Below are 21,574 nucleotides of genomic sequence, written 5' to 3'. Positions count from 1 at the left end.
TCAAGCGCGTGGTTTATCGCCATCTGAGCCGTTGAAGGGGGAGGCGCCCAGCCTCCCCATTCATCCTGCGACCGATTCCTGACTTGTCCGTCAAAGGGTGGCAAAGCGGACGGGCATCACCAGAGGAAGCGATCCGATCGGAGTGAAGGCCGTTGGTTGGGGATATCGCGAAAAGGAGGCGTCAGCAGTCTGCCGAAGCCGCTGAGCGTGCCGTTGCCGGTTGTTTCTCGCCGGTTGCTTCTCGACATGATGGGCAAGTTTATGCTTAGGGATGTGTTGTAGCGGTTAGAACATCCTATAAAATTGTGGGTGACTGCTGTCTCAGCCGAATAGGCGCAGATTCGGTCCGAGCCGCGCCATCGCTCACCCTGTCGCTTTTCCCGGTTTGCCGCCCGGCGGCGCGCCGTCGAGCAGGTTGACCAGATTTCGGCGGCGTTCCGGGACGTCGTGGCCGTAGATCATCACGGAACTGGCGTCGAGCCAGCCGCCTTGCGCCATCACGGATCGGATGTCGGCGCCCTTGGCCAGCATGTTGGTGGCGAGCAGGTGGCGGAACCAATGCTGCGTCACCTGATGGCGGAACAGCGGCTCACGCTGTCCGGCTTCAGGCCGGGTGTGCCGACCGATTGGCGGGTCACGTCGGTGGAACACAAGCTGGACAAAGGCGACCACACCTGTTCGCTGGACGCCGAACAATTCAACGAGGGGCAGCGGAACGCCGCCGCCAACGCCGCAAAGCTGGCCAAGGTCGGCGCGGATGGGTCTGTCCCGGACGCGGACGTGGTCCGATTCTGACCGCGACAACAATCCAGACCGCTTATCACTTTCATATAGGAGGATCTACTGTGGGAATCGATGAACTGTCGCAGACGCTTGGCCGGTTGGAGGCTGGTCAAGACCGCGTAGGCGGTCAGCCCTTATGCCGACATCTTATTCCATCGCTACTCGCTCCCCTAGAGCAGATCGCGTTAAATCAGGATCGATTTAACGCGTGAATCTGCTCGATAAATCAAAGATTAGAGCGCCGCACTGTTTCAGATTTAGCGCGCGGCGCTCTAAACCCAGAGGGGGAGCTTTCGCGGATCCAAAGCCCAGCTTTTCAGCAGCTTCCGCTTCCTGGCGTCATCTCATATATGGATGCCGATGTGGAAAATACCCATATTGCCGCAGAAGGGAACGCTGCAATCCTGGGTTTCTCTTGAACGGGGCGCGGCCATGAACCCAGACTGAATTGTTCAAAATCAGCATGGAACCAACCGGAAGCGGCTCCACCACGATGGCTTCACAGTCTTCGAGAGCGGCATGAACCTTCTCGATGAAGGTCGCCTCCGCAATCGTTTCGGGAAGGATGAACTGGTCGACAAACTTGATGCGCCGTTGGCCGCCGACTGTGTCGAGGATGCGCGAACGCCCCCTCTCCATGCTGCTGACCTTCGAAAAAATTTCATACCGGCGATCTTTCTCGTCGAGGCCGAATGAGAAGATCGTGTTGCTGCCATCAAGACGGCAGAGACGCTCAAAAGCGTCGAAGTCGGCCATGTGGAGAAGGCGCGATTCTCCACCGATGGCGTTCTGCTCCTCCAATTTCATCATCATCAACCAATCGACCGGATTGTCCGCAAAGACGCCGTCCGTGTGCAGGCTGAAATAGCGATAAGGATCCAGAATCTTGAGCGATGGCGCGTCATCATGCACGACCGTCGTGATGCCGAAATAACCGCCCGAGGGTTCTGGAATCGGTTTGCTGAGAAGGTGGCTGACGGCGGTCGCGATCAAAACGCAATCCTGCTGGTTGCTCAACTCCCCGAAATGGAGCGCCAAGCATCCTGTTTCATAGTCATCCAAAACCGCGCGCAGGCGATCACCGAAATCATCGCCAAAAGCCGCCAACATTTCGCGCGCGCAAATATACCGCTTGTAGGGAATGCGCTTCAGATCATCGATGGTGATCGCCTCAACCCGTTGCAGAAAGGTCTGAACGGCGCTGGCGGTTGGCCGAATATGAACCATCCGTCCCCGCCGCTCCTCACGCGTGAGCGGATCATGCGCGACCGGCGCCATAGCAAGTGACATCAAAATTCCCCCTCAATTCGCGTATTCGACTGGCGCAAAAATCGTCATGGCGGCGTAGGCGTGATCGACGAAATCCCGGTCGCCGCCGCACAGGACCGTCGTTGTGAAGTCAAGGTTGGATCGGCAGCCTTCGTGCCAATCTCCCTTTGTCGTGTGAGAGCGCATGTCAAGCCGGCCAACCAGATCGTCAGGCGGCGACCGAACCCCCGTCACCCACCCGTGGCCACGGGGATAAACAAGATAGAAGGCGTCTTGCAAAAGCGGTGGTCGGGCGACAGCGGGCGGCATGATGACCGACGCCAAGGCTCCCCCCACATTGGCGGCAAGCGCGAGCGTTAAGATGTTGAGGCCAAAAGCGCGCTCGTACATCTGGGCGACGAGCATGCCGGGCGGGCGGGCGCCGCTTTCGATGAAGGTGATCGCGCCATCGGGGCCGACCATCAACTCGGTGTGTTGGGCGACGCTGGCCACGCCAAGGGCGCGGACGGCGTCCACAGCAAAGTCAATCAGGCGCGAAGACAGCGTGGAATGGGGATTCATCGCCCGTCCGCCAAGCGGAAAACCATTCTGAAATTCGATGGTGGGCGCGACATATTCCGTGCAGGCGGTGAACAGCAACTCATCGCCCGACCAAATTGTGTCGCAGTGATACAGCTTTCCTTCCGCGAAGGTCTCTATTTCATAATCCAGGCTGAGCTGCTGGGATCTCTTGACGGCGTGGGTGAACGCGTCTTCGTCGGCAACAATATGAACGGCGTTCGTGCCTGCGGAATCCACAGGTTTTATCACCATCCGAGGACCGAAACGCGCCGCCAGAGCGGTGTAGGATGGCCAGTCGCCGGGTTGCGGCAGCCGATCCGCCTCGGGGGTTTTCAAACCGGCGGCGCGCACGTGGCGCTTCATCAGCAACTTGTCGCGATAACGCAGAATTTCGTCGGGACGAGCGCCGGGAACGTCGAGTTGAGCGCGCAGATTAGCCGCGAGAAGCGTCGCCCCTTCGTCAAACGTCACGATGGCGGTCGGTTTGCCCGGCAAGGCGCGAATAAGCGCCAGGGCTTCCATCTCATCATATTGCCAGAGAACGCCGTCGTTCGAAGCGATCGGGACATGCTCCACCCGGCTCAACCACGCGCGCGTGGATGGGGGCAAAGCCTCCGCCTCCGCCTTCGACATGATCGCGACAAAATCGACGGTGTGACGGATCTCCGGCGGAATGTTCAGAAAACCCAATTGACGAGACGATAAAAGGACGACCGTGACCATGATCCACACTCACGCGGCTTCGGTGTGTTGACGGATGGAGTCGACGCCGCGCGGAAGAATGGCCTTGAGGCCTTGCGCGCTGCGAACGGATGAATAGAGAAAATTTGGCGTGTAGATCGCGCCCTGCGCGACGGGGCCAAGGGCGTAAATCGGCAACGCCGATTTGACCCTGCCGGTCGCGGCGTCAACATCCACGCCGCCGTCGGCGTTGATTCTCACCAGACGCTTGCGGGCAAGTTCCGCAAGGAAGGGATCGTCGGCGGGACGTCCCAAGCCGGTGGCGTTGATGATGACGTCAAATTGGTTTGGCGCGCCGGGCGGCGGCGCGTCATCGAAACTCGGCCGCCCCGCCTGGTCAAGACCACCGGCGGCAAGCCTCAATTGTCCGGTCGCCAACATCCCCGCCAGAATGCGCGCGTTGCGCAGCGGCATGGCGGAGATGAAGCGCCCAAGCCGGGCGCCGATCCGCTGCTGAAAATCGCCGCGCTCGGCTGCGGGCGTCAAAGGCCATTCCGTGTTGAGGGCGTCGATGGCGAACATCATCAGACGTTCCCACGGGGCCGGCCCAGCCTCGCTTTCCTGCCAAGCGGCCATGAATTCGTCCGCGCCATCCCGAAAGGAAGCGGAGCCGTTCAGGGCCTTCGCCATGGAGGCGCCGCCCTGTTGCGCCAAAACCGGCGCCAGACATTGCAGGCGCTTCACGCCCTGTCGCGCGGCGGCGTTGACGACGGCGCGCTCAGCGTCCCGACCTGCGTCGCTGTGCAACAGGGACCGGCGAACCGCCGGCAGCCTTCCCGAACGGCTGAGGAGCGTGATGGGTCCTCGGTGCTCCTTTGAATGCAGCCACACGCAGGCGTCGATGGCGCTGAGATGAGAGCCAAGAATCAGAACCGCGTCGTCCTGCTCCACATCGTCCAACTGGCAGACGGGATAAGGGCTGACGCATCGCACGGCGGACGCCGTCTCAAGGGTTCGGAACGGAGCGCCCATCGCCAGCACGAGGGCGTCGAACAGAAAACGACTGCCTTCACTCCGAACGGCAAGGTCGGCCTCGGGAGTTTCCTCGACGCATCGGACCTCCATCTGACGCACGCGCAACCGCGAGAACCGGCCGCCAAGACCATTCATCGTCTGTTGCAGATACGCTGCGGCTTCGGTTCGCGCGACAAAATCAGCCGGGTTCGTCGGTCGATGAGTGGCCAGAAAGGAAACAAAGTCGTTGGGGTTTTCGGCGCGAACCGACGTGACGCCCGCGCTGGTGTTGAGGAGCAGGACGGGATCGCCCGTGTTGAAGGTGCGGCCCTTGTAAGGGGCCTGTTTCTCGAAGACGGTCACGTCCACCGGGCTGTGATGAGCCTCGGCGGCGGAGCAGAGGGCGACGGCGGCGGCGCAGCCCGATGGGCCGCCGCCGACGACGCCGATGCGAACAGTCATCGTCAATCTCCTTTGCGCCCATTGGTCGGGCGATGAACAGCAATCAGCATGGCGATCGTCGCCGCCGTCACGATGGCGAGATCCGCCAGCGAAGGAGCGACCGGCGCCGCGACAAAGGACAGAAACGCGCACAAAAGCGGAATCAACGGCATCAGGCGCGCGGTGCGTTCCGGGCCAATCCATTCATTGGATTTCTGCAAAAGGTAGAGGGGGATCACGCTGCCGACGAGGGCGATAAACGCATAGGTCAACCAGGCGCCAAGAGTCAAAACAGGACGAGCGGGTTCTTGGAAAACCAAGGCGCCCGCGAATATTATCGTGCCGATAAAGCGCAGGGCCAGAATATCCGACGTTCCCAAATTGGTTTTGACTTGAAAATCTTTGGAAACGTCAAGATAGCTTGCTCCGGCGATCGCCGAAACGATGCTGAGTCCGACGCCGGTCAGCGACGCCGAAAGCGACGTTTGGGAGGAAACGCAGGCGGCCAGACCAATGCCCCCCGCAAGCCCAACATGCGTGAACCGCCAGGAATCCGCCTTTCCCAAACACTTTCGCAGCACGGCGACGCAAGCGGGCAGCGTGCCGAAAAAAACCAGCACATAGGTGAAGGCCGATACGTTCAGCAGGATGACGTAAACCAGAAACGTGTTGGCGATCGTCAAGCCGTTGATCAGAAGCAGACCCCGCGCGTCCCGTCCGGCGGAGTTGATCCAGTTTGGCGCGCGGCGCAGACCGATGGCGATGAAAAAGGCGCTGGTCATGCCGTAGGTCATCAACGTCGCCAAGGCTGGTCCATCGTGACGCACGATGCCCGACATGACGATGAAAGCGATGGCGAAGGCCAGGCAGAAACCCGCTCCGGGCAGATAGTGGGCAAATGCCGGCCACGCGGCCAGGCTGTCACGTCGCCAAGGGCGGTCAGTGGTGTGTGGCGTCACAAGACATTCCTATTTGGTTGCGCGTCTGCGCATGGGCCAGCCGCCATTCGCGACATGACGCCCATCGACGCTGGGAGGCTTACGCTCTCCAAAGGGGTGTTTGATTTGGTTTTTGCGCGCGATATCCCACAAATCTTAGGCGAAGAAGGAGAGGAAGACGCCAAGCAGGTCTGTCATAATGATGTCTCGTCAATGAAACAACAGGGTTGGAGCGGGGTTTCTGCCAGATTTTGCGGTTTTAGAATTTACAACCATGATAAAAAGATACGCACAAAATAAACAAAAGTTCTTTTATTCTACAATCATAATATTCACCATTATAATTAGATATCTAACTAAATTTATTCTCACGACTACCAGATTGTGATGTCACGGCGATATATAGGAAAAATTTTCCATGATCAATCCAATATTCACTGATAATATCAATGTATGTCTTTCCTTTTCGTTATAGGTGATAAAGCCAATTGGATATGATGAATGGAGGTGCTTCGTAATTGCTCGGAGGGCTGGCGTCGCGAACGTTTAAGCGACGACGAAGGAGCCGTCGACGAGATCGCGGATGGCTCAGCGGAGATGATCGCGGGTTTTGGGCGCGCCTCTATGCTCGGCGCCCCCGATGCCGCCAACTCTCAACGGATTTATGCGCCAACGTCCCTGAGATATCGCCCTGCGCCGGAAGCCCACCGCCATGGCGTCCGCCCCCCGATCCCTGCCATAGTTGAACCTGCGAGCGAAAGCATGGGGGGAGAGGGGGGCATCACGATGGCGGGCAGCGCGGCGCGGCAGGGCGAGTCACCGATCCCGGTGCTGTCGCTCACCCCGGAGGGGATGGCCGGAGAGGCCAGCTTCGTCCAGTGGAGGGAGATCCTGTCGATCTTCTTCGATGTCGAACCGCTCCACCGAGGGGATGAGTCGGTCTTCACCGGGTCGATGACGACCTTTCATCTGGGCGGCCTGCTGATGACGCGCATCGCCGGGTCCGCCGTGTCGTTGCGGCGGACCAGCGCCACCATCGCCCGCAGCGCGGTCGAACATTATCTGGTGCAGGTCCATCTGACCGGCGGCTGCGCCGGACTGGCGGCCGGGCGGGAGTTCGAGCTGCAAGCGGGCGACGTCGGCGTGCTGGACTTGACCCGGCTGCTGGCGGTCGAGACCACCGATTTCGAAACCCTCGCCCTGGTGGTCCCCCGCGAAAGCTTGGCGCCGCTCGTCACCGCGCCGGATGCCCTGCATGGACTGGTCCTGCCTGCGTCCTCCGCCGTCGGCGAACTGCTGGCCGACCATGTGCGCGCCCTCTACGCCCAGCTTCCGGGGCTAAACGTCAGGGCGGCGGCGGCGGTGGCGAGCGGGACCGCCGGGCTGATCGCCGCCTGCGTCGGACCGGCGCTCGATGCCCGCGCCCAGGCCGGGGACCTGCACGGCGCGTTGCTCGACCGCATCAAGCTGTTCATCGAGGACCAGCTCGACAGCCCCGATCTCGGCGCCGATGCGATCTGCGCCGGGTTCGGCCTGTCGCGGTCGAATCTCTACCGCCTGTTCGTGCCGCTGGGCGGGGTGGCCAAGCATGTGCGGGACCGCAGGCTGGTGCGGGCGCTGGAGGATCTGGTCACGCCCCGGCCGGATCGTCCCCGGATCGCCGACATCGCCTATCACTGGGGTTTCGGATCGGAAGCCTCGTTCAGCCGGGCGTTCCGGGTCGCCTACGGCATGGCGCCGGGGGAGGCGCGGGACACGGCGGAGGGCATGCGGCGGCTGCCGACGCAGGACGACGGCGCGGTCGACCGCGTCCTCCGGCGCTGGATCCGCTCCCTGACCGCCCGCTGACCGCACACCGATCAAAGAACGTCAGGCCCGTTTGTCCTCCAGCAATTGGCGGCTTGCCAGGGCACGGAACGGACCGTCCTGGTCCATCAGGTCGCGGTAGGATCCGGACTGCACGATGCGACCGCGTTCCATCACGCAGATCCGGTCAGCCTGGACCACGGTGCTGAGCCGGTGGGCGATGACGATCCGCGTGGCGTTCAGCCGGGCCAGGCTGTCGGCGACGATCGCCTGGGTGCGGTTGTCGAGCGCGCTGGTCGCCTCGTCCAGCAGCAGGACGCGCGGATGGCGGACGATGGCGCGGGCGATCATCAGCCGCTGGCGCTGGCCGCCCGACAGGGTTGCCGCCCCATCCGACAGCAGCGTGTGCATGCCCATCGGCATCGCCCGGACATCCTCCTCCAGCCCGGCCATCCGGGCGGCCTCCCACGCGTCGTCAATCCCGAGCGGGGCGGAGCCGAGGATGTTCTCCAGGATGCTGCCGGGCAGCAGCGCGCCGCGCTGGAGCACCACGCCGAGTTGGCGGCGGACCGAGGCGGGATCGACGTCGGCCAGCGACTGCCCGTCGAACGACACAGTTCCCCGCTCCGGCGTCTCGAACCCCAGCAGCAGGCGGAACAGGGTCGATTTGCCCGATCCCGAGGGGCCGACCACCGCGACGAAGGATCCGGGATCCGCCGTCAGGCTGACATCGTTCAGCACCGGCGGGCCGTCGCCGTAGCGGAAGGTGAGGCCAGTCACCGCGACCGCCCCCTGGAGCGGGGCCACCTCCGGCTTGTCGTCGGTGGTCTCCGGCGTCGCGTCCAGGATCGGCCGCATGCGCTTGAGGATCGGCGCCGCGTCGAGCGAGGCGGTCAGCGCCGTCACCACCTGGAGAGCGGAGCCGAGGAACTGGCCGAAAGCGGCGTTGAAGGCGACGAAGTCGCCGACCGCAACCGGCTTGGCCGCCGAGGCGATGATGAGGAAGAACACCAGCGTCGCCAGCAGCGGCGCCAGCGCGTTCAGCACCGCGAACGCGGCCCCGGCCAGCCCGACCCGATACCCCTCCCGCCGCTGGGCGGAGAACAGGTGCAGCCAGCGGGCGAACAGCCGGTCCTCCGCCCCGTTCACCCGGATGGTCGGCAGCGCGGTCAGCAGGTCGAGCAGCGCCGACGAGGTTTCCGCCGACCGCTCGACCGAGCGCCGCTCGTAGCGAAGCTGGACCAGGCCGGTCGCGGTCAGCAGCAGGGTGGCGACCAGCGCCACCCCCAATGCGGCGACCGCCAGCCGGGCGTCGTAGGTCAGCATCAGCGCGAAATTGACCAGCGAGAACACGCCGGACAGACCGGCGGACAGCAGCGTGTCGGCCACCACCCGGCGAAGCTGGGTCGGGGCCAGCGCCCGCATCAGCAGGTCGCCGGTGTGGAAGCGGCGGAAGAAGGTCGCGGGCAGCCGCAGCAGCCGGTCCCAGATGGCGGCCTGAAGCTGGGCGTCGGCCCGCCCCTCGAACCGCAACAGCAGGAGGGAGCGGACCAGGGCGAACATCGCCCCGCCCACCGCGATGGCGGCAAGCCCCAGCGCCATGTGGACGATGCCCAGGGTCTCGGCGAACGGCACCGCCTCGTTGACCAGAATCCCGGTGGCGACCGGGGTCAGCAGGCCGAGCAGGACCATGGTCACGGTCAACAGAACGGCGACGCCGACGTCCCTCCCCGACCCGGTGAAGGCGGCGGTCAGGATGTCGCGCGGCGACAGCGGGCGGGCGGGCAGCGGACGGTAGAGCGCGATGCCGTCGCGGGCGAGGCCAGCGGCGTACGGCGCCGTCACCGCATGACGGCGGCCATCGGCCTCCACCGCCTCGAACCGACCGGGACCACGGCGCAGCACCGCGCAGGGCGCCCGCGTGTCGGCCCGCCATCCGACGAAGGATGGCGGATCGCGCCGCCACCAGCCGTCCGGCAGGGTGACGACGCGGCAGCGGAAGCCGCTGGCGCGGGCATGACGCTGCGCCACCGCCAGCAGATCGCCGTCCCCCTCCGCGTCCGTCACCGGGCGCAGCGCAATGCCGAGGTCTCGGGCCACCCGGTGCAGCGCGGCGGCGGCGGCTTCATCCGGAACCACGGTCTCGACGGTGGAAAGCCCGCTCAGCAGCCCGGCGGCGTCGCGCACCGCCCCGTCCACCGCAGCGCGGTCCCGGTCCCCGCGCAACCCGATGCGCTCGCGGGCGTCCAACGCGCCGAGGCCCATCTCGGCGGCAAGCCACGGCAGCGCGTCGGCGCACACCGCGTCGAGCGGCCCCCAGCCGTGGCGGGCGAGAATCTCGGCGGTGGACAGGCCGCGAACGCTGCGGTTCGCCGCCACCCTATGCCAGGAGCGCGGCGTCAGCAGATGGGGAACCTCGTCACCCTCGACCACCGCCCAGGCGACGCGATGGCCGACCACCGGCTGGGGATGGTCGAAGCGGCGGACCTCTCCCGGCTGGAGCAGCAGGGCCTCCGTCGGCACGTCGGCCGGGTCGCGCGCGGCGCCGAAGGCGGCGAGCACGGGGTCGAGGCCCGCCGCCGCCGCCGGATCCAGCCGGTCACGGTCGAGCGACACGGCGCGGACCAATCCGACCGCGACGGCGAACAGGCCGACGCCGACTCCCCGCTGCGGCCAGCCGCAGACCGCTTCGCCCTCGCCGATGGTGGCGAGGTGCAGACGGCTGCCGCCCGACCGCCCGGCCGCATCCAACCGCACCGCGAAGACCGACAGGTGGCCTTCGGTCACTCGCAGGAACCGGGGCGTCCCGTCCAGCCGCAGCGGATGGTTGCCCGTCAGGGTCAACGCCTCGGCGTCGATCAAGGCGAGGTCGTCCGGCATTCTCGTCATTCCGCCCCCATCAGGCGGCGATAGTGGCCGTCACGGGCGATCAGCGCGTCATGGCTGCCGCGCTCCACCACCCGGCCACGGTCGAGCACGATGATTTCGTCGGCGTCGCGCACCGTGCTGAGACGATGGGCGACGACGATGCAGGTGCAGCCGCGCCGCCGGATCGCCTCGTCGATGCGCTGCTCGGTCAGGGGATCCAGCGCCGACATCGCCTCGTCCAGGATCAGGATGGAGGGGTTGCGCGCCAGCGCCCGGGCGATGGCCAGCCGTTGCGCCTGCCCGCCGCTGAAGTTGGCGCCAGCCTCGTCCACCAGACCGGACAGGCCGCGCGGGCGCGCGGCGACCGCCTCCATCATCGCCGCATCGGCAAGCGCGGCGGACAGGGCGCGGTCGGACACCGTGCCGTCCCACATCGACAGATTCTCGCGCACGCTGCCCGCCATCAGATGGATTTCCTGACCGACCACACCGACCGAGGCGACCAGCGAGGATCGCGGCGCCGCGTCCATCGGGACCCCGTCGAAGCGGATGGCGCCGCTCCATGGCTGGTGCAGTCCGGCGATCAGCTTCGCCACCGTCGATTTGCCGCTGCCCGAACCGCCGACCAGGGCGACGCGGGCGCCCGGCGCCACCTCCAGGCTGAAATCCTCGATCAACGGCGGGCCGTGGCGCTGGTAGCCGAAACTGATCCCCTCCAACGTCACCCGCCCCGCCAGCCGCCCCGCCAGCCGCCCCGCCAGCCGCCCCGCCAGCCGCCCCTCCAGCCGCCCCCCGCCAGCCGCTTGGCCGGACCGTCTTCGGCCGGTTGGGCGAAAGAATGCGCGCGGGGATGTCGCATCACGTCGCCGACGCGGGCGAGATCGGCCTTGGCCTCGACCAGCGCGCCGAACGCGCCGACCAGCGCCGCCAGCGGCCCCATGAGGCTCTGCACCAGCATTTGGAAGGCGATCAGCGTGCCGACCGTCATGTCGCCCTCGACCACCCGCAGGCCGCCGATGCCGAGAATCGCCGCCGTGGTCAGGCCGGCGATCAGCGGCTCCACCCCGCTGGTGACCAGCCCGTAACCGGCAAGCTGGCGCTGGTTGACGTTGTGGTTGGCCTGCAAACCGGCCCAGCGGGCGAAATAATCATCGTCGGTGGCGGTCGCCTTCAGCGTCTCGATCGCCAGGATGCCGGTGACGGTGGCGCTCTCGAACCGGCCGAGATCCTGGGCGAGCCGACGACCGGCATCCTCGCGCCGACGGGCGACCAGCTTCCACACCGCCAGATTGACCGTCGCCAGCCCGATGCAGGCCAGCGCCAGCGGCACGTCCAAGGACAGCATCACCAGCGCGTAAAAGACCGCAGTCGCCGCATCGACCGCAGCGCCGCCGAGTTGCCCGGCGGCGATTGCGGCCAGCCGGTCGTTGGCCGTCATCCGGTTGGCGACGTCGCCGGGATGCCGCTGGGTGAAGAACTCCACCGGCAGGCGCAGCAGGTGCCAGAGGAAACGCGCCGATCCGCTGATGGCCAGCGCCGTCTGCGCCCGCAGCAGGACCAGCCGCTGGATCCAGGTGAGGACGCCGTAGACCAGCGCGGTCGCGATCATGATGGCGATCATCGGGCGCAGCCAGTCGGTTTTCTCCTGGATCAGCACCTCGTCCACGAAGATCTTGGTGAAGGCGGGGATCAGCAAGCCCGGCACGATCAGCAACAGCCCGATCAGCGCCGACAGCGGCGCCGCCGATCCGGCCTGCCGCAGCAGCGGAATGAACTGGCGCAGGGCGCCGGCGGGCGGCGCGTCGCGGCGGAACTCCGGGCCGGGGGTGACGATCAGGGCGATGCCGGTGAAGGCGGCGTCGAACTCCGCCAGGGTGACGCCGCGCGGGCCGGTCGCCGGATCGTTGAGGAAGACGGTGCGGCCCCGCACCCCCTCCACCACCAGGAAATGGTTGAAGTTCCAATGCGCGATGAAGGGGACGGCAAGCCTGAGCGCGGCGACCGGCTCCAGCCGCATGCCCTTGGCGTCGCAGCCATAGCGGCGGGCGGCGCGCAGGATGTCGCTGGCCTTGCTGCCGTCGCGCGACACGCCGCATTCGACGCGCAACTCCTCCAGCGGCGGATGGCGGCCGTGATGATGCAGCACGATGCCCAGCGCCGCCGCGCCGCATTCCACCGCTTCCATCTGGAGCAGGGTCGGCGTCTGCACCCGCCGCCCCAGCAGCCGGCGCCTCAGGTCGGCGAGCATCCCGACCGCCATGTCACGCCCCGATCAGGGAGCGCAGGAAAGGCAGCACCAGCGAGGCTGGCGATTGTTCGCGCACCGACACGGTCAGCCGGGCCAGCGTCCCCGGCTCGATCCGAAAGTCGGGTCCGTGACCGCCGAGCCAGCGCAGACCGGACACGCCGTCCGGCGAGGCTTCCAGATCGGCGCGCACGATCACCGGCGGCCCGTCCTTCATGAACAGGCGGACCAGCTCGTCGTTGTGCAGCATGGCGGCCAGCGCCTCGCGCGAGGCTGGCAGGTCGGACACCGTGCGCACCCGGCCCAGCACCGCGCCATACTCCTCCTTCTTCGCCACGCCGGGTTCGACCTGCACCACCATGCCGGGGCGGACCTGCTTGGCTTTCAGCGGCGGCAGGAAGACCAGCGCGTCCAACGCGTCCGCCTCCTGCACGATGCGGATGACGGGCGCGCCAGCGGCGACGAGGTCGCCCAGCGACGCGGCCAGTTCGGTGACGACGCCGTCCACCGGCGCCTCCACCGCCGAATTGGCGCGCAGTTCCAGCTCCATCGTCTTCAGCTTGTCCTGCTGGCGCTTGATGTCGTTCTCGTGGTCGAGAAGCTTCAGCCGCCAATCGGCCTGCCGCGACAGCTCGTCGGAGACCAGCGACAGCGATTTCTGCTCCAGCCCGTCGATGCGCTCGGCGAGGTCGTTCAGCTCCCGTTCGATGTCGAGGACGCGGGCGCGGGTGGTGAAGCCGCGCTCCATCAGGGCGCGCTGGTCGGCGGCCTGGATGCGCACCGCCTGCTTCCGCTCCTGCGCGCGGTGGAGCTGGTCCGCCAGCGCCGCCTTCTGGGTGTCCAGAATCTCGGCGCGGCGGAGGCGCTGCTCGCGCTCCTCGGCGACCAGACCTGTGTGGCGGGCCTCCATCAGGGACAGCGTGGCGGCCTCCCCGTCGCGGCGGCGGCGGGTCAGGGTCTGGTCGATCACCGCCAGCGCTTGGCCCGCCGTCACCCGCTGGCCGGGCTGCACCTTGAACTCCAGCAGCGAGCCGGCCCCACGGGCGGGGGCGGAGAACACCTCGCCCCGCGCGCTCAGCAGGATGCCGTCGCCCGCCACCCGCGTCGGCAGCCGTCCGACGACCGACCACGCGATTGCGGCGCCGACCAGCAGGGCGACGGCAAGAAAGGCGATCCAATAGCCGGGCGATGCGGCGACGAAGACGGTGTCGAGCCGTTCGGGGCTGGACAGGCGGTCGAGCGCGCTTTTGCGGAACAGGGACATGCGCTAACCGATCACATGATCTCCAACCATCAGCCGATCTTCACGCCCGCCTTTGTCCGACGACCGACCACGCGATTGCGGCGCCGACCAGCAGGGCGACGGCAAGAAAGGCGATCCAATAGCCGGGCGATGCGGCGACGAAGACGGTGTCGAGCCGTTCGGGGCTGGACAGGCGGTCGAGCGCGCTTTTGCGGAACAGGGACATGCGCTAACCGATCACATGATCTCCAACCATCAGCCGATCTTCACGCCCGCCTTTTGCGCGGCGACCAGCCCGACCGCCACGGCGCCGCTGACCAGCGCCGGAATGGCGCAGAAGGCCGCCACCCCCAACCCGATCCCGACCGTCAGCAGAACGCCGCCCGACACCCGATCAAGGTCGGCGTCGGACAGCTCCGCGCTGCGCTCCAGCCCGCAGCGAAGCGAGGCCTCCACATCCGCCGCCGTGATGTCGTAGCCAGCGGCTTGCAGGCGTGCCGCCATCTCGACGGGAGTGCGGACGTCCATGTGGGGCGCCAGCAACGACGGCGTCGCTTCCACAGCGGCGGTGAAACGGTCCACTTCAGCCTGACTCATCCCAGATCCTCCCGGTTTTTCACAATTGTTTGCGCATATGCGCGAAGATCGCGTCGAGGTTGGCGCGGCCGACCAGCGGCGACGGCCTGGGCAGGGCGAGGCGCAGGCCGACGCCGATGGCGACCACGGTCGCCATGCCGCCATAGCGGTCGAGCGGCACGGGGGCCTTTCCGGCCTCCTCGGCGAATCTCTGGAGTTCGCTGCGGCTCAACCCCGTCCCTCCCCCGCGCGTCAGCTCGGGATCTTGCCGGGGGTCTCGCCGCGAACGCGGCTGACGATGCCGAGCACCGCGACGGCGCCCAGCGTCGCCACCGCCCCGACCGCGATCAGCCCGCCCAGGATCACGCCGATCGATCCGCCCGTGACCTGATCGAGCTGATCGTCGGACAGGTCGCGTCCCTGCTCCGCCGCCGCCGCGATCTCGGTGTCGGTGACGTCGTAACCGTCGCGGCGCAGCAGGGCGGCAAGCTCCGCCGGGGTCGTCGCGTCCTTGTAGGCGTCGAGCAGCGATGGCGCCGCCTGTATCGCGGCGGCGAAACGCTCAAGCCCGGATCCGCTCATGATGGGGTCCTTCCAGTTATGACGGGCTGGTTCCCGGGAGGGGGGACTCACCGCTATACCTGCGCGACAGCGAAGCCCTGAGCGACTCATAACCTGCGCGACAGCGCAGCCCTGAGCGACTCATAGAAGCCGGGGGGCAGGAAGCCTCCGGCGACGCCGTCGAGCTGTTCGTCGGACAACTCCCCAGTGGACGCCGCAGCCTGGCGCAATCCGTCCTGCACCTCGGCCTCGGTAACGTCATAGCCGTCGGCCCGCAGACGGCCTGCCAGATCCGCTGGCGTGGCGGCCGTGCTGTAGGTTTCGGCCAGGGCAGGCGTCGCCTGCATCGCTGTCACGAAACGCTGGAATTCCGTTTGGCTCATGGTTCGGGATCCTTGTCGGTTGGGAACGTCGAGAGAGCGGTCGGCGCTCAGGGAGGATCAGGAGATCGATTCCGCCGGACAGGAACCGCCGCATTCCTGTCGGCTGATTGTGGAGGTCAGTCCCTTATGCGGAACAGAGGCCGCCAGCGCGCGCCGCCGGCGACGCCGTCGAGATCCTCGTCGGACAGTTCGGCGCCATCGGCGGCCTGGTCGGTGATGTCGGCCTCGGTGACGTCATAGCCGTCGGCCCGCAAACGGCCTGCCAGATCCGCTGGCGTGGCGGCCGTGTTGTAGGTTTCGGCCAGGGCAGGCGTCGCCTGCATCGCTGTCACGAAACGCTGGAATTCCGTTTGGCTCATGGTTCGGGATCCTTGTCGGTTGGGAACGTCGAGAGCGGTCGGCGCTCAGGGAGGATCAGGAGATCGATTCCGCCGGACAGGAACCGCCGCATTCCTGTTGGTGGATTGCGGAGGTCAGTTGAAACTCCATCGGATGATCTCCCGCATCGAGCGCACGCGGGAGCCGCCAGCGACGCCGTCGAGATCCTCGTCGGACAGTTCGGCGCCATCGGCGCCATCGGCGAGCCGACCGATGATGTCGGCCTCGGAGATGTCGTAGCCGTCGGCCCGCAGACGCTGCGCCAGTTCCGCCGCATCGGCGGCGGTGTGATAGGAGGCGATCAGATCCGGCGTGGACGTCACGGCGGCGAGGAGCCGCTCAATTTCGCTCTGGCTCATGCGGCGCTCCAGTTGGGCGTTGTACGGCGCTTGGGGGGTGATGCTTGCGGGCAGCTTATCGGCCCGCGCGATCTGCGGCCTGTCGCCGCGTCCCAAAAACTTGCCCTGGCGTCTCAAAGCGACGGAGAGACACCGGCGGCGCTTCTTGCTGCAATTAAAGGGATGAAATATTTTAAGAAATTCCACCAATGAAACAGGGTGCGTTTCCTGTGGTTCATCATGAGAGTCCGACTCAGAATCGGAATGGTTGGATCAAGCCCTGGCGATTTTCCTGGAAAGCAGTTTGACGCTTGCGACCATGAGCCAAGCGGAATATGCCGACAACCTCGGTGCGTCGCTTGATCTCGCCCTTGAGACGTTTGGAGTTGCCCTGGAAAAGTGGAGAGCCTTTGGCTTTGGGCTATGCCGCAGCCTCGAAATCGCATGGGCTTTTGTAACTGAGCGCCGAATGTCGCCGCACAGGATTATAGAACCCGTCGATGTAGCATCCAATGGCGATTTTGGCCGCTGATCTGGAAAGAAAAATTGTTCTCCAGATAAGTTCAGCCTTCAGCGTCTTGAACACCGTTTCAACCATGGCGTTGTCGTAGCAATTCCCCTTTCCGCTCATTGATAGGACAAAGCCGCCATCTTTCAGTATTTTCTGATAATCTGCTGAGCAATATTGGCTTCCACGATCCGAGTGATGGATAACGTCCTTCGGGGGCTGCGCAAAGCGATGGCTCTTCGCAGCGCCCTCATCGCCAAATCTTTCTTCATTCGGTCGCTCGTGGCCCAACCGATGATTCGGCGGGAATGCAGATCCACCACGATGGCGAGATACAGCCAGCCTTCGACCGTCCAAATGTAGGAGATGTCGGCTCCCCATTTTTGGTTCGGCGCGTCGGCGCTGAAATCCTGATCCAGAACATTCGGCGCGACCAAGCCCACATGGTCGCTGTCGGTCGTCTTCTTGTATCGTCTTTTTTGCAGCGCTTTCATGCCGTTGTCCCGCATCAGGCGGGCGATCCGATGGCGACCGCCGCTCACACCGTCAGCCTTCAACTCAGCATGCATTCGGGGGGATCCGTAGGTTTCATGCGATAGAGCAAAATGGTTTCGGACATGAGCGAGCAAGATCATGTCGTCGTATTGACGACGACTGGGCTGGCGACGTTTCCAGGCATAATATCCGCTCATGCTCACCCCAAAAAAGACGGCAACCGCAATGGACGGGTGTTTCAGCCTTCTTCGCGTCGATGGCTTCATAAATCATCGACTTGTTTCCTTGGCGAAGAAGGCCGCCGCGTTTTTTAAGAAATCTCGTTCCTGACGGAGAATTTTATTTTCAAGCCGAAGTCGCGTCAGTTCTTTTTGCACGTCGTCGTGAGGACCAGACAGAATATCGGCTTCTTTGAATTGGGTTTTCCACCGCGTCAGCGTCGATTTGCCGATCCCCAGATCACTGGCGACCTGCGCCACAGTCCGACCGCTCGTCTCGGTCAGCCGCACCGCTTCACGCTTGAACTCTTCCGTAACTTTCCGCTGTTTGGGTGTGCTCATGGTGGCCTCCTGATCCGCCTTGTTGTCTCAAAAGGCTCTCCACTTTTCCAGGGCAACTCCACCAACACCCTGCCCCGCCAAACCACGCTCGACCAGCGGGCCGCTTCCCCTGTTGCGCGGCTGTTACCGGAGCGGGACGCGCTGGGCCAGCGCGAAGCAGGCGCGTTCAAATTCGCGCGCAAAGGCGGGCGCGTTGCACAGGCGCGCGTTCCGCATCGTCGGGCGCAGGCTCTTGCGGTCGTCGGCGAGCCTGCGGGGATCGGCGGCCAGTGCGATGGCCTTGCGGACGAAATCCTCCTCGTCCGCAGCGATCAGGTCGGGCCGGCCGATCACGGTGAGCAGCGAGGCCCCGACACGCGCGGCATGGCGGTCGCCGGGCAGGGTCAGCAGCGGAACGCCCATCCACAGCGCCTCGCAGCTGGTCGTCGTCCCGTTGTAGGGAAACGGGTCGAGCGCCACGTCCATCAGACCGTAGGCGTTGAGGTGGCCGTTGTTGTCGGGAAGCCGCGCCCGCAGAACCACCCGGCCGGGTTCCAGCCCATGGGCGGCGAACAGCGCGTGCAGACGCTTGCGGACGCTGGAGTCGGCCAGCGGGCCGGCCTTCAGCAGCAGACGGCTCTCCGGGATGGCGTTCAGGACCCGCGCCCACAGGGCGGCGACCGCCGGGGTCAGCTTGTTCAGCGTGTTGAAGGAGCCGAAGGTGACGAAGCCGTTCGTCAGGCAAGGGGGCGCCGCCGGGTCCGGCGCCGGGCTGAGCGGGCGGTAGCACAGAAAACCACCGTCGAGCCTGACCAGACGCTCGCTGTGATGGCCGTCGCTGGCTCCCGGCGGGTCGGCGACGGCGTCGGTGAAACGGGCGTCGATCGTCGCCAGCCCGGTGGTCGCCGGATAGCCGAGCCATGAAACCTGCACCGGCGCCGGTTTGCGCGCGAAGACCTCCAGCCGGTTGCGCGCGGTGTGGCCGGTGAGGTCGACCAGCAGGTCGATGGCGTCGGCCCTGATCCGCGCGGCCAGCTCGTCGTCCGAGAGATGGCGGCAGTCCCGCCACCAATCGACCGATCGCCGGACATGGTCGGTGACGGCATCCGGCGTCTCTACGTTGGAATAGGCGAACAGCTCGACTTGGCTGCGGTCATGGGCCTCCAGCAGCGGCAGCAGGAACATCGCCACCGAATGCAGACGGAAATCCGGCGACACGTAGCCAATCCGCAACCGGCGTCCGTCCAGCGGCGACCGCTGCGGGGTGGCCGCCGCGACCGGAACCGTGGCGGCCACTCTGGCCTCCGTCCGGCGCCCCCAGTCGCGATGGGCGCCGAACAGCGCAGCGGCCGACAGCTCCGCGCGGTAGTTGAGCATCATCAGCCGGTTGCTGTCGTTGCCGGGATCGTCGGGGCGCAGGTCCGCCGCCGTGCGATACGCCTCCAGCGCCGCTTGGGAATCCCCCTGCGCGTCCAGCGCGGCGGCCAGCCCGAACCAGGCCTCGGCATAATCCGCCCGGATCGTGATCGCCTGACGGAACATGTGGACGGACTCGCCGATCCGGCCCATCCGGTTCAGCGCGAGGCCCAGATTGTTCAGGATGCCGGGGTCGCGCGGGGTGCGCAGCAAGGCCTGCCGCAGCAGCCGGTCGGCCTCCTCCAGGATATCGGCGGTCAGCGCGGCGGTGCCGGCGAGGAACTGGAAGCGTGGATTGTGCGGGTGGCGGTCCAGCACGTCGCGGTAGACCGCGAAAGCCGCCTGCGGCCGGTTGTTCGCGCCGAGGGTGGCGGCGAGGTTCAACCACGCCTCCACCCAGTCCGGCCGCTCCTCCACGGCACGCTGGAAGGCGGCGGCGGCGTCCTCGCCCCGGCCGCCAGCCGCAAGGGTCACGCCCAGGCTGTGATAGGCCTCGGCGAAGCGGGGGGCGCGCAGGATGGCGGCGACGAAGCCGCGCTCCGCCTCCACCAGATCGCCGGTCTGGTGGAGGGCCAGACCCAGATTGTGGAGCAGCTCGGGCGTGGCGCCGCCGCTGGCGATGCTGCGGCGGAACAGCGGGATCGCTTCGGCCGGCGAACCCGAAAGGGCGGCGGCGCTGCCCAGGACGAACAGCGCCCTCGGCTCGCCGGACGCCACCGCCAGCACCCCTTCGGCCAGACCGCGCGCCCGGTTCAGATCGCCGACGGCCAGACAGCGGGTGGCCTCGTCCAGCACATCCGTGCTCATGGAACGCTCCCCAGGTCCGACAGCCGCCGCGCTGCCTCGGCGACCACGCCATCCCAATCGCCAGCCCGCCGCTGACGGAACAGGGTCATGCCGGGATACCAGGGGCTGTCGTCGCGGTCGAGCAGCCAGCGCCAGTCCGGGCTGAACGGCAGCAGCACCCAGACCGGACGCCCCATGGCGCCGGCCAGATGGGCGACGGCGGTGTCCACGGCGATGACGAGGTCGAGGTTGGCCAGCACCGCCGCCGTCTCGGAGAAGTCGTGCAGCATCCCGTCCAGCGGAACGATGCCGGGAGGCGCTTCGCCCGGCGGATGACCGCCGTCGTTCTTGTGCAGGCTGAAGAACTGGATGTCTGGAACCTCCAGAAGCGGCGCCAGGGCCGCCGCCGGCATGGAGCGCTCGCGGTCGCGGGTGTGCAAGGGCCGCCCGCGCCACGCCAGCCCGACCCGGCGTCGCGGGCCGGCGGCGGCGGCCAGCCGGTCGGCCCACAGCGCCTGACGGGTCGGCTCGGCGAACAGGTAGGGTTGCTGTCCCGGAAGGTCCGCCAAGGTGGAGCCGAACCGTTCGGGCAAGCTCATCAGTGGGATGTGGTGGGCGAAGGGCAGGTCGTCATGGACGCGGGTCGGCGATTCCGTGCGCGGCGCCACCCGCACGCCATGGCGCCCCAGGCTGTGCCACAACAGGGTGAACAGCGGCGCCTGCGCCTCGAACACCACGTCATGGCCCTGTTCGGCCAGCAGCGGCAGATAACGGGCGAACTGGATGGTGTCGCCGAACCCCTGCTCGGCGGTCACCAGCAGGGTTCCGCCGGTCGCCGACGGCGGCCCGCCCTGCCAGACCGGCTGGGTGAATGGCCGGTGGACCTCGCCGAAACCGTCCCACCGCCAGCGCCATTCATACTCCTTCCAGCCCTGCCGGAGATCGCCTTGCAGCAGCAGGCAGAGTCCCAGATTCCAATGCGCCGCCGGGAAGTTCGGCCGCAGGATCAGCGCCTTCTCGTAGCAGTCGCGGACGCTGGGCGGAGGGGCCGGGCGCGACGGGGCCGGACTGGCGGAGTCCTCAACAATCCCGTCGGGCCGGCGCATCGCCAGGGCAAGGCCAAGGTTGCTGTAGGCCTCGAAATAATCCGGGCCGAGGGCGATCGCCCGCCGGTAGCTGGCGATGGACTCCTCGACGGCGCCGCCCCCCATCTGGGCGTTGCCCAGATTGTTGTGGGCTTCCATTTCGCCGGGACTGGCCGTCAGCAGCGCGGTCAGCCGCTCGACCGCCTCGCGATGGCGGCCAAGCGACTGGAGCGTGGCGCCCAGGTTGGCCCCGGCTCCCAGATGGCCGGGGAGGATCGCCAGCGCCTTCCCGAACAGCGGGACGGCGTCGTCGTGGCGACCGGCGGCGTACATCTGCGTGCCGAAGCGGTTCCAGACCTCCGCCGCGTCCGGCAACCGTCCGGCCAGCTCCAGCGCGGTCGCCAGATTGTTCAGGGTTTCCGGGCTGTCGGGCGCCAGCCGGTCGGCCTGGGACAGGAAGACGATGGCCTCCTCCAGCCGACCGAGTTGGGCCAGCACGGCGCCGAGCAGGCTGTTGGCGTCGGGATCGTCCGGCCGGGCGGCCTGCAACGGGCCGTAGAGCGCCAGCGCTTCCGCCAGTCGGCCTTCCCGATGGTGGATCGCCGCCAGGGTGGCGGCATCCTCGACGCTCAGGGCTTGGGGATTGGTTTTGGTCATGAC

At 66.3% G+C, this 21,574-nt stretch carries 22 protein-coding genes and 1 pseudogene; 4 read left to right on the top strand and 19 right to left on the bottom strand.

Annotated features, from left to right (window positions below; translation table 11 throughout):
* Positions 1 to 363 precede the first annotated feature (363 nt).
* A complete protein-coding gene (locus D3877_RS30030; protein ID WP_158599974.1) occupies positions 364 to 570 on the bottom strand; it encodes a tyrosine-type recombinase/integrase in 207 nt (68 codons plus the stop codon).
* Here D3877_RS30030 and D3877_RS30025 point away from each other — a divergent pair.
* The gene (locus tag D3877_RS30025) at positions 559 to 795 is read left to right on the top strand and encodes a hypothetical protein (protein WP_158599973.1); all 237 of its coding nucleotides are present in this window, start codon (positions 559 to 561) and stop codon (positions 793 to 795) included. The genes D3877_RS30030 and D3877_RS30025 overlap by 12 nt on opposite strands.
* Positions 796 to 1,122: 327 nt before the next feature.
* On the opposite strand, the gene D3877_RS25570 is transcribed toward D3877_RS30025, so the two are convergent.
* The 4 genes from D3877_RS25570 to D3877_RS30020 are packed head-to-tail and all read right to left on the bottom strand — an operon-like array spanning position 1,123 to position 5,708.
* Positions 1,123 to 2,073, bottom strand: a complete 951-nt coding sequence (locus D3877_RS25570; RefSeq protein ID WP_119833197.1) for a carbon starvation induced protein CsiD — start codon at positions 2,071 to 2,073, stop codon at positions 1,123 to 1,125.
* A 12-nt stretch (positions 2,074 to 2,085) separates the two neighbouring features.
* A complete protein-coding gene (locus D3877_RS25565) occupies positions 2,086 to 3,336 on the bottom strand; it encodes an ATP-grasp domain-containing protein (RefSeq protein ID WP_147395298.1) in 1,251 nt (416 codons plus the stop codon).
* A gap of 9 nt (positions 3,337 to 3,345) precedes the next feature.
* Complete coding sequence (locus D3877_RS25560; RefSeq protein ID WP_158600009.1) at positions 3,346 to 4,770, bottom strand: FAD/NAD(P)-binding protein; 1,425 nt, start codon at positions 4,768 to 4,770, stop codon at positions 3,346 to 3,348.
* A gap of 2 nt (positions 4,771 to 4,772) precedes the next feature.
* Positions 4,773 to 5,708, bottom strand: a complete 936-nt coding sequence (locus tag D3877_RS30020) for a DMT family transporter (protein ID WP_158600008.1) — start codon at positions 5,706 to 5,708, stop codon at positions 4,773 to 4,775.
* Positions 5,709 to 5,762: 54 nt separating this feature from the next.
* On the opposite strand from D3877_RS30020, the gene D3877_RS29635 reads away from it, so the two are divergent.
* The gene (locus tag D3877_RS29635; RefSeq protein WP_147395297.1) at positions 5,763 to 5,987 is read left to right on the top strand and encodes a hypothetical protein; all 225 of its coding nucleotides are present in this window, start codon (positions 5,763 to 5,765) and stop codon (positions 5,985 to 5,987) included.
* Between the two features lie 486 nt (positions 5,988 to 6,473).
* Positions 6,474 to 7,535, top strand: a complete 1,062-nt coding sequence (locus tag D3877_RS25555; protein WP_158600007.1) for an AraC-like ligand-binding domain-containing protein — start codon at positions 6,474 to 6,476, stop codon at positions 7,533 to 7,535.
* 21 nt (positions 7,536 to 7,556) lie between these two features.
* Here the strand turns inward: D3877_RS25555 and D3877_RS25550 are convergent, their stop codons facing one another.
* From D3877_RS25550 to D3877_RS25515, 11 genes are all read right to left on the bottom strand, one after another.
* Positions 7,557 to 10,373 (bottom strand): NHLP bacteriocin export ABC transporter permease/ATPase subunit, encoded by a 2,817-nt coding sequence (locus tag D3877_RS25550; RefSeq protein ID WP_158600006.1) that lies wholly within the window; start codon positions 10,371 to 10,373, stop codon positions 7,557 to 7,559.
* Positions 10,374 to 10,378: 5 nt separating this feature from the next.
* Positions 10,379 to 11,086, bottom strand: a complete 708-nt coding sequence (locus D3877_RS30330; RefSeq protein ID WP_199720967.1) for an ATP-binding cassette domain-containing protein — start codon at positions 11,084 to 11,086, stop codon at positions 10,379 to 10,381.
* On the bottom strand, positions 11,083 to 12,609 hold the full coding sequence (locus D3877_RS25545; protein WP_199720966.1) for a cysteine peptidase family C39 domain-containing protein: 1,527 nt from the start codon (positions 12,607 to 12,609) through the stop codon (positions 11,083 to 11,085). Before D3877_RS25545 ends, D3877_RS30330 begins: the two co-directional genes overlap by 4 nt.
* 13 nt (positions 12,610 to 12,622) lie before the next feature.
* Entirely contained in the window at positions 12,623 to 13,870 is a 1,248-nt protein-coding gene (locus tag D3877_RS25540; RefSeq protein WP_119833591.1) for an NHLP bacteriocin system secretion protein, read from the bottom strand.
* 40 nt (positions 13,871 to 13,910) lie between these two features.
* Entirely contained in the window at positions 13,911 to 14,075 is a 165-nt protein-coding gene (locus D3877_RS30015) for a hypothetical protein (RefSeq protein ID WP_158600005.1), read from the bottom strand.
* Positions 14,076 to 14,104: 29 nt separating this feature from the next.
* Positions 14,105 to 14,446 carry a Nif11-like leader peptide family RiPP precursor gene (locus D3877_RS25535; RefSeq protein WP_158600004.1) on the bottom strand — a complete coding sequence of 114 codons (342 nt, stop codon included), beginning with the start codon at positions 14,444 to 14,446 and terminating at the stop codon, positions 14,105 to 14,107.
* Positions 14,447 to 14,465: 19 nt separating this feature from the next.
* Positions 14,466 to 14,657, bottom strand: a complete 192-nt coding sequence (locus D3877_RS30010; RefSeq protein WP_158600003.1) for a hypothetical protein — start codon at positions 14,655 to 14,657, stop codon at positions 14,466 to 14,468.
* A 20-nt stretch (positions 14,658 to 14,677) separates the two neighbouring features.
* Positions 14,678 to 15,007, bottom strand: coding sequence for a Nif11-like leader peptide family RiPP precursor (locus D3877_RS25530; RefSeq protein ID WP_158600002.1), 330 nt, complete (start codon positions 15,005 to 15,007; stop codon positions 14,678 to 14,680).
* An 86-nt stretch (positions 15,008 to 15,093) separates the two neighbouring features.
* On the bottom strand, positions 15,094 to 15,369 hold the full coding sequence (locus tag D3877_RS25525; protein ID WP_119833588.1) for a Nif11-like leader peptide family RiPP precursor: 276 nt from the start codon (positions 15,367 to 15,369) through the stop codon (positions 15,094 to 15,096).
* Between the two features lie 116 nt (positions 15,370 to 15,485).
* Positions 15,486 to 15,728 carry a Nif11-like leader peptide family RiPP precursor gene (locus D3877_RS25520; protein ID WP_119833587.1) on the bottom strand — a complete coding sequence of 81 codons (243 nt, stop codon included), beginning with the start codon at positions 15,726 to 15,728 and terminating at the stop codon, positions 15,486 to 15,488.
* A gap of 114 nt (positions 15,729 to 15,842) precedes the next feature.
* Positions 15,843 to 16,106, bottom strand: a complete 264-nt coding sequence (locus D3877_RS25515) for a Nif11-like leader peptide family RiPP precursor (protein WP_147395296.1) — start codon at positions 16,104 to 16,106, stop codon at positions 15,843 to 15,845.
* A gap of 247 nt (positions 16,107 to 16,353) precedes the next feature.
* On the opposite strand from D3877_RS25515, the gene D3877_RS30325 reads away from it, so the two are divergent.
* Complete coding sequence (locus D3877_RS30325) at positions 16,354 to 16,617, top strand: hypothetical protein (RefSeq protein WP_199720990.1); 264 nt, start codon at positions 16,354 to 16,356, stop codon at positions 16,615 to 16,617.
* Here the strand turns inward: D3877_RS30325 and D3877_RS25510 are convergent.
* The 3 genes and pseudogenes from D3877_RS25510 to D3877_RS25500 all read right to left on the bottom strand — a co-directional run bounded on the left by D3877_RS25510 (position 16,507) and on the right by D3877_RS25500 (position 21,571).
* Positions 16,507 to 17,648 (bottom strand): annotated as a pseudogene (locus tag D3877_RS25510) (IS3 family transposase). The gene D3877_RS30325 and the pseudogene D3877_RS25510 sit on opposite strands and share 111 nt — an antisense overlap.
* Before the next feature lie 123 nt (positions 17,649 to 17,771).
* Positions 17,772 to 19,850, bottom strand: coding sequence for an O-linked N-acetylglucosamine transferase, SPINDLY family protein (locus D3877_RS25505; RefSeq protein WP_119833585.1), 2,079 nt, complete (start codon positions 19,848 to 19,850; stop codon positions 17,772 to 17,774).
* On the bottom strand, positions 19,847 to 21,571 hold the full coding sequence (locus D3877_RS25500; protein ID WP_119833584.1) for a tetratricopeptide repeat protein: 1,725 nt from the start codon (positions 21,569 to 21,571) through the stop codon (positions 19,847 to 19,849). Before D3877_RS25500 ends, D3877_RS25505 begins: the two co-directional genes overlap by 4 nt.
* Positions 21,572 to 21,574: the final 3 nt, after the last annotated feature.

It is taken from the genome of Azospirillum cavernae, from assembly GCF_003590795.1.
In the GTDB taxonomy this organism is placed as follows: domain Bacteria; phylum Pseudomonadota; class Alphaproteobacteria; order Azospirillales; family Azospirillaceae; genus Azospirillum; species Azospirillum cavernae.
The sequence above is the reverse complement of the archived record's forward strand: the minus strand, read 5'-3'. Positions and strand labels throughout refer to the sequence as shown.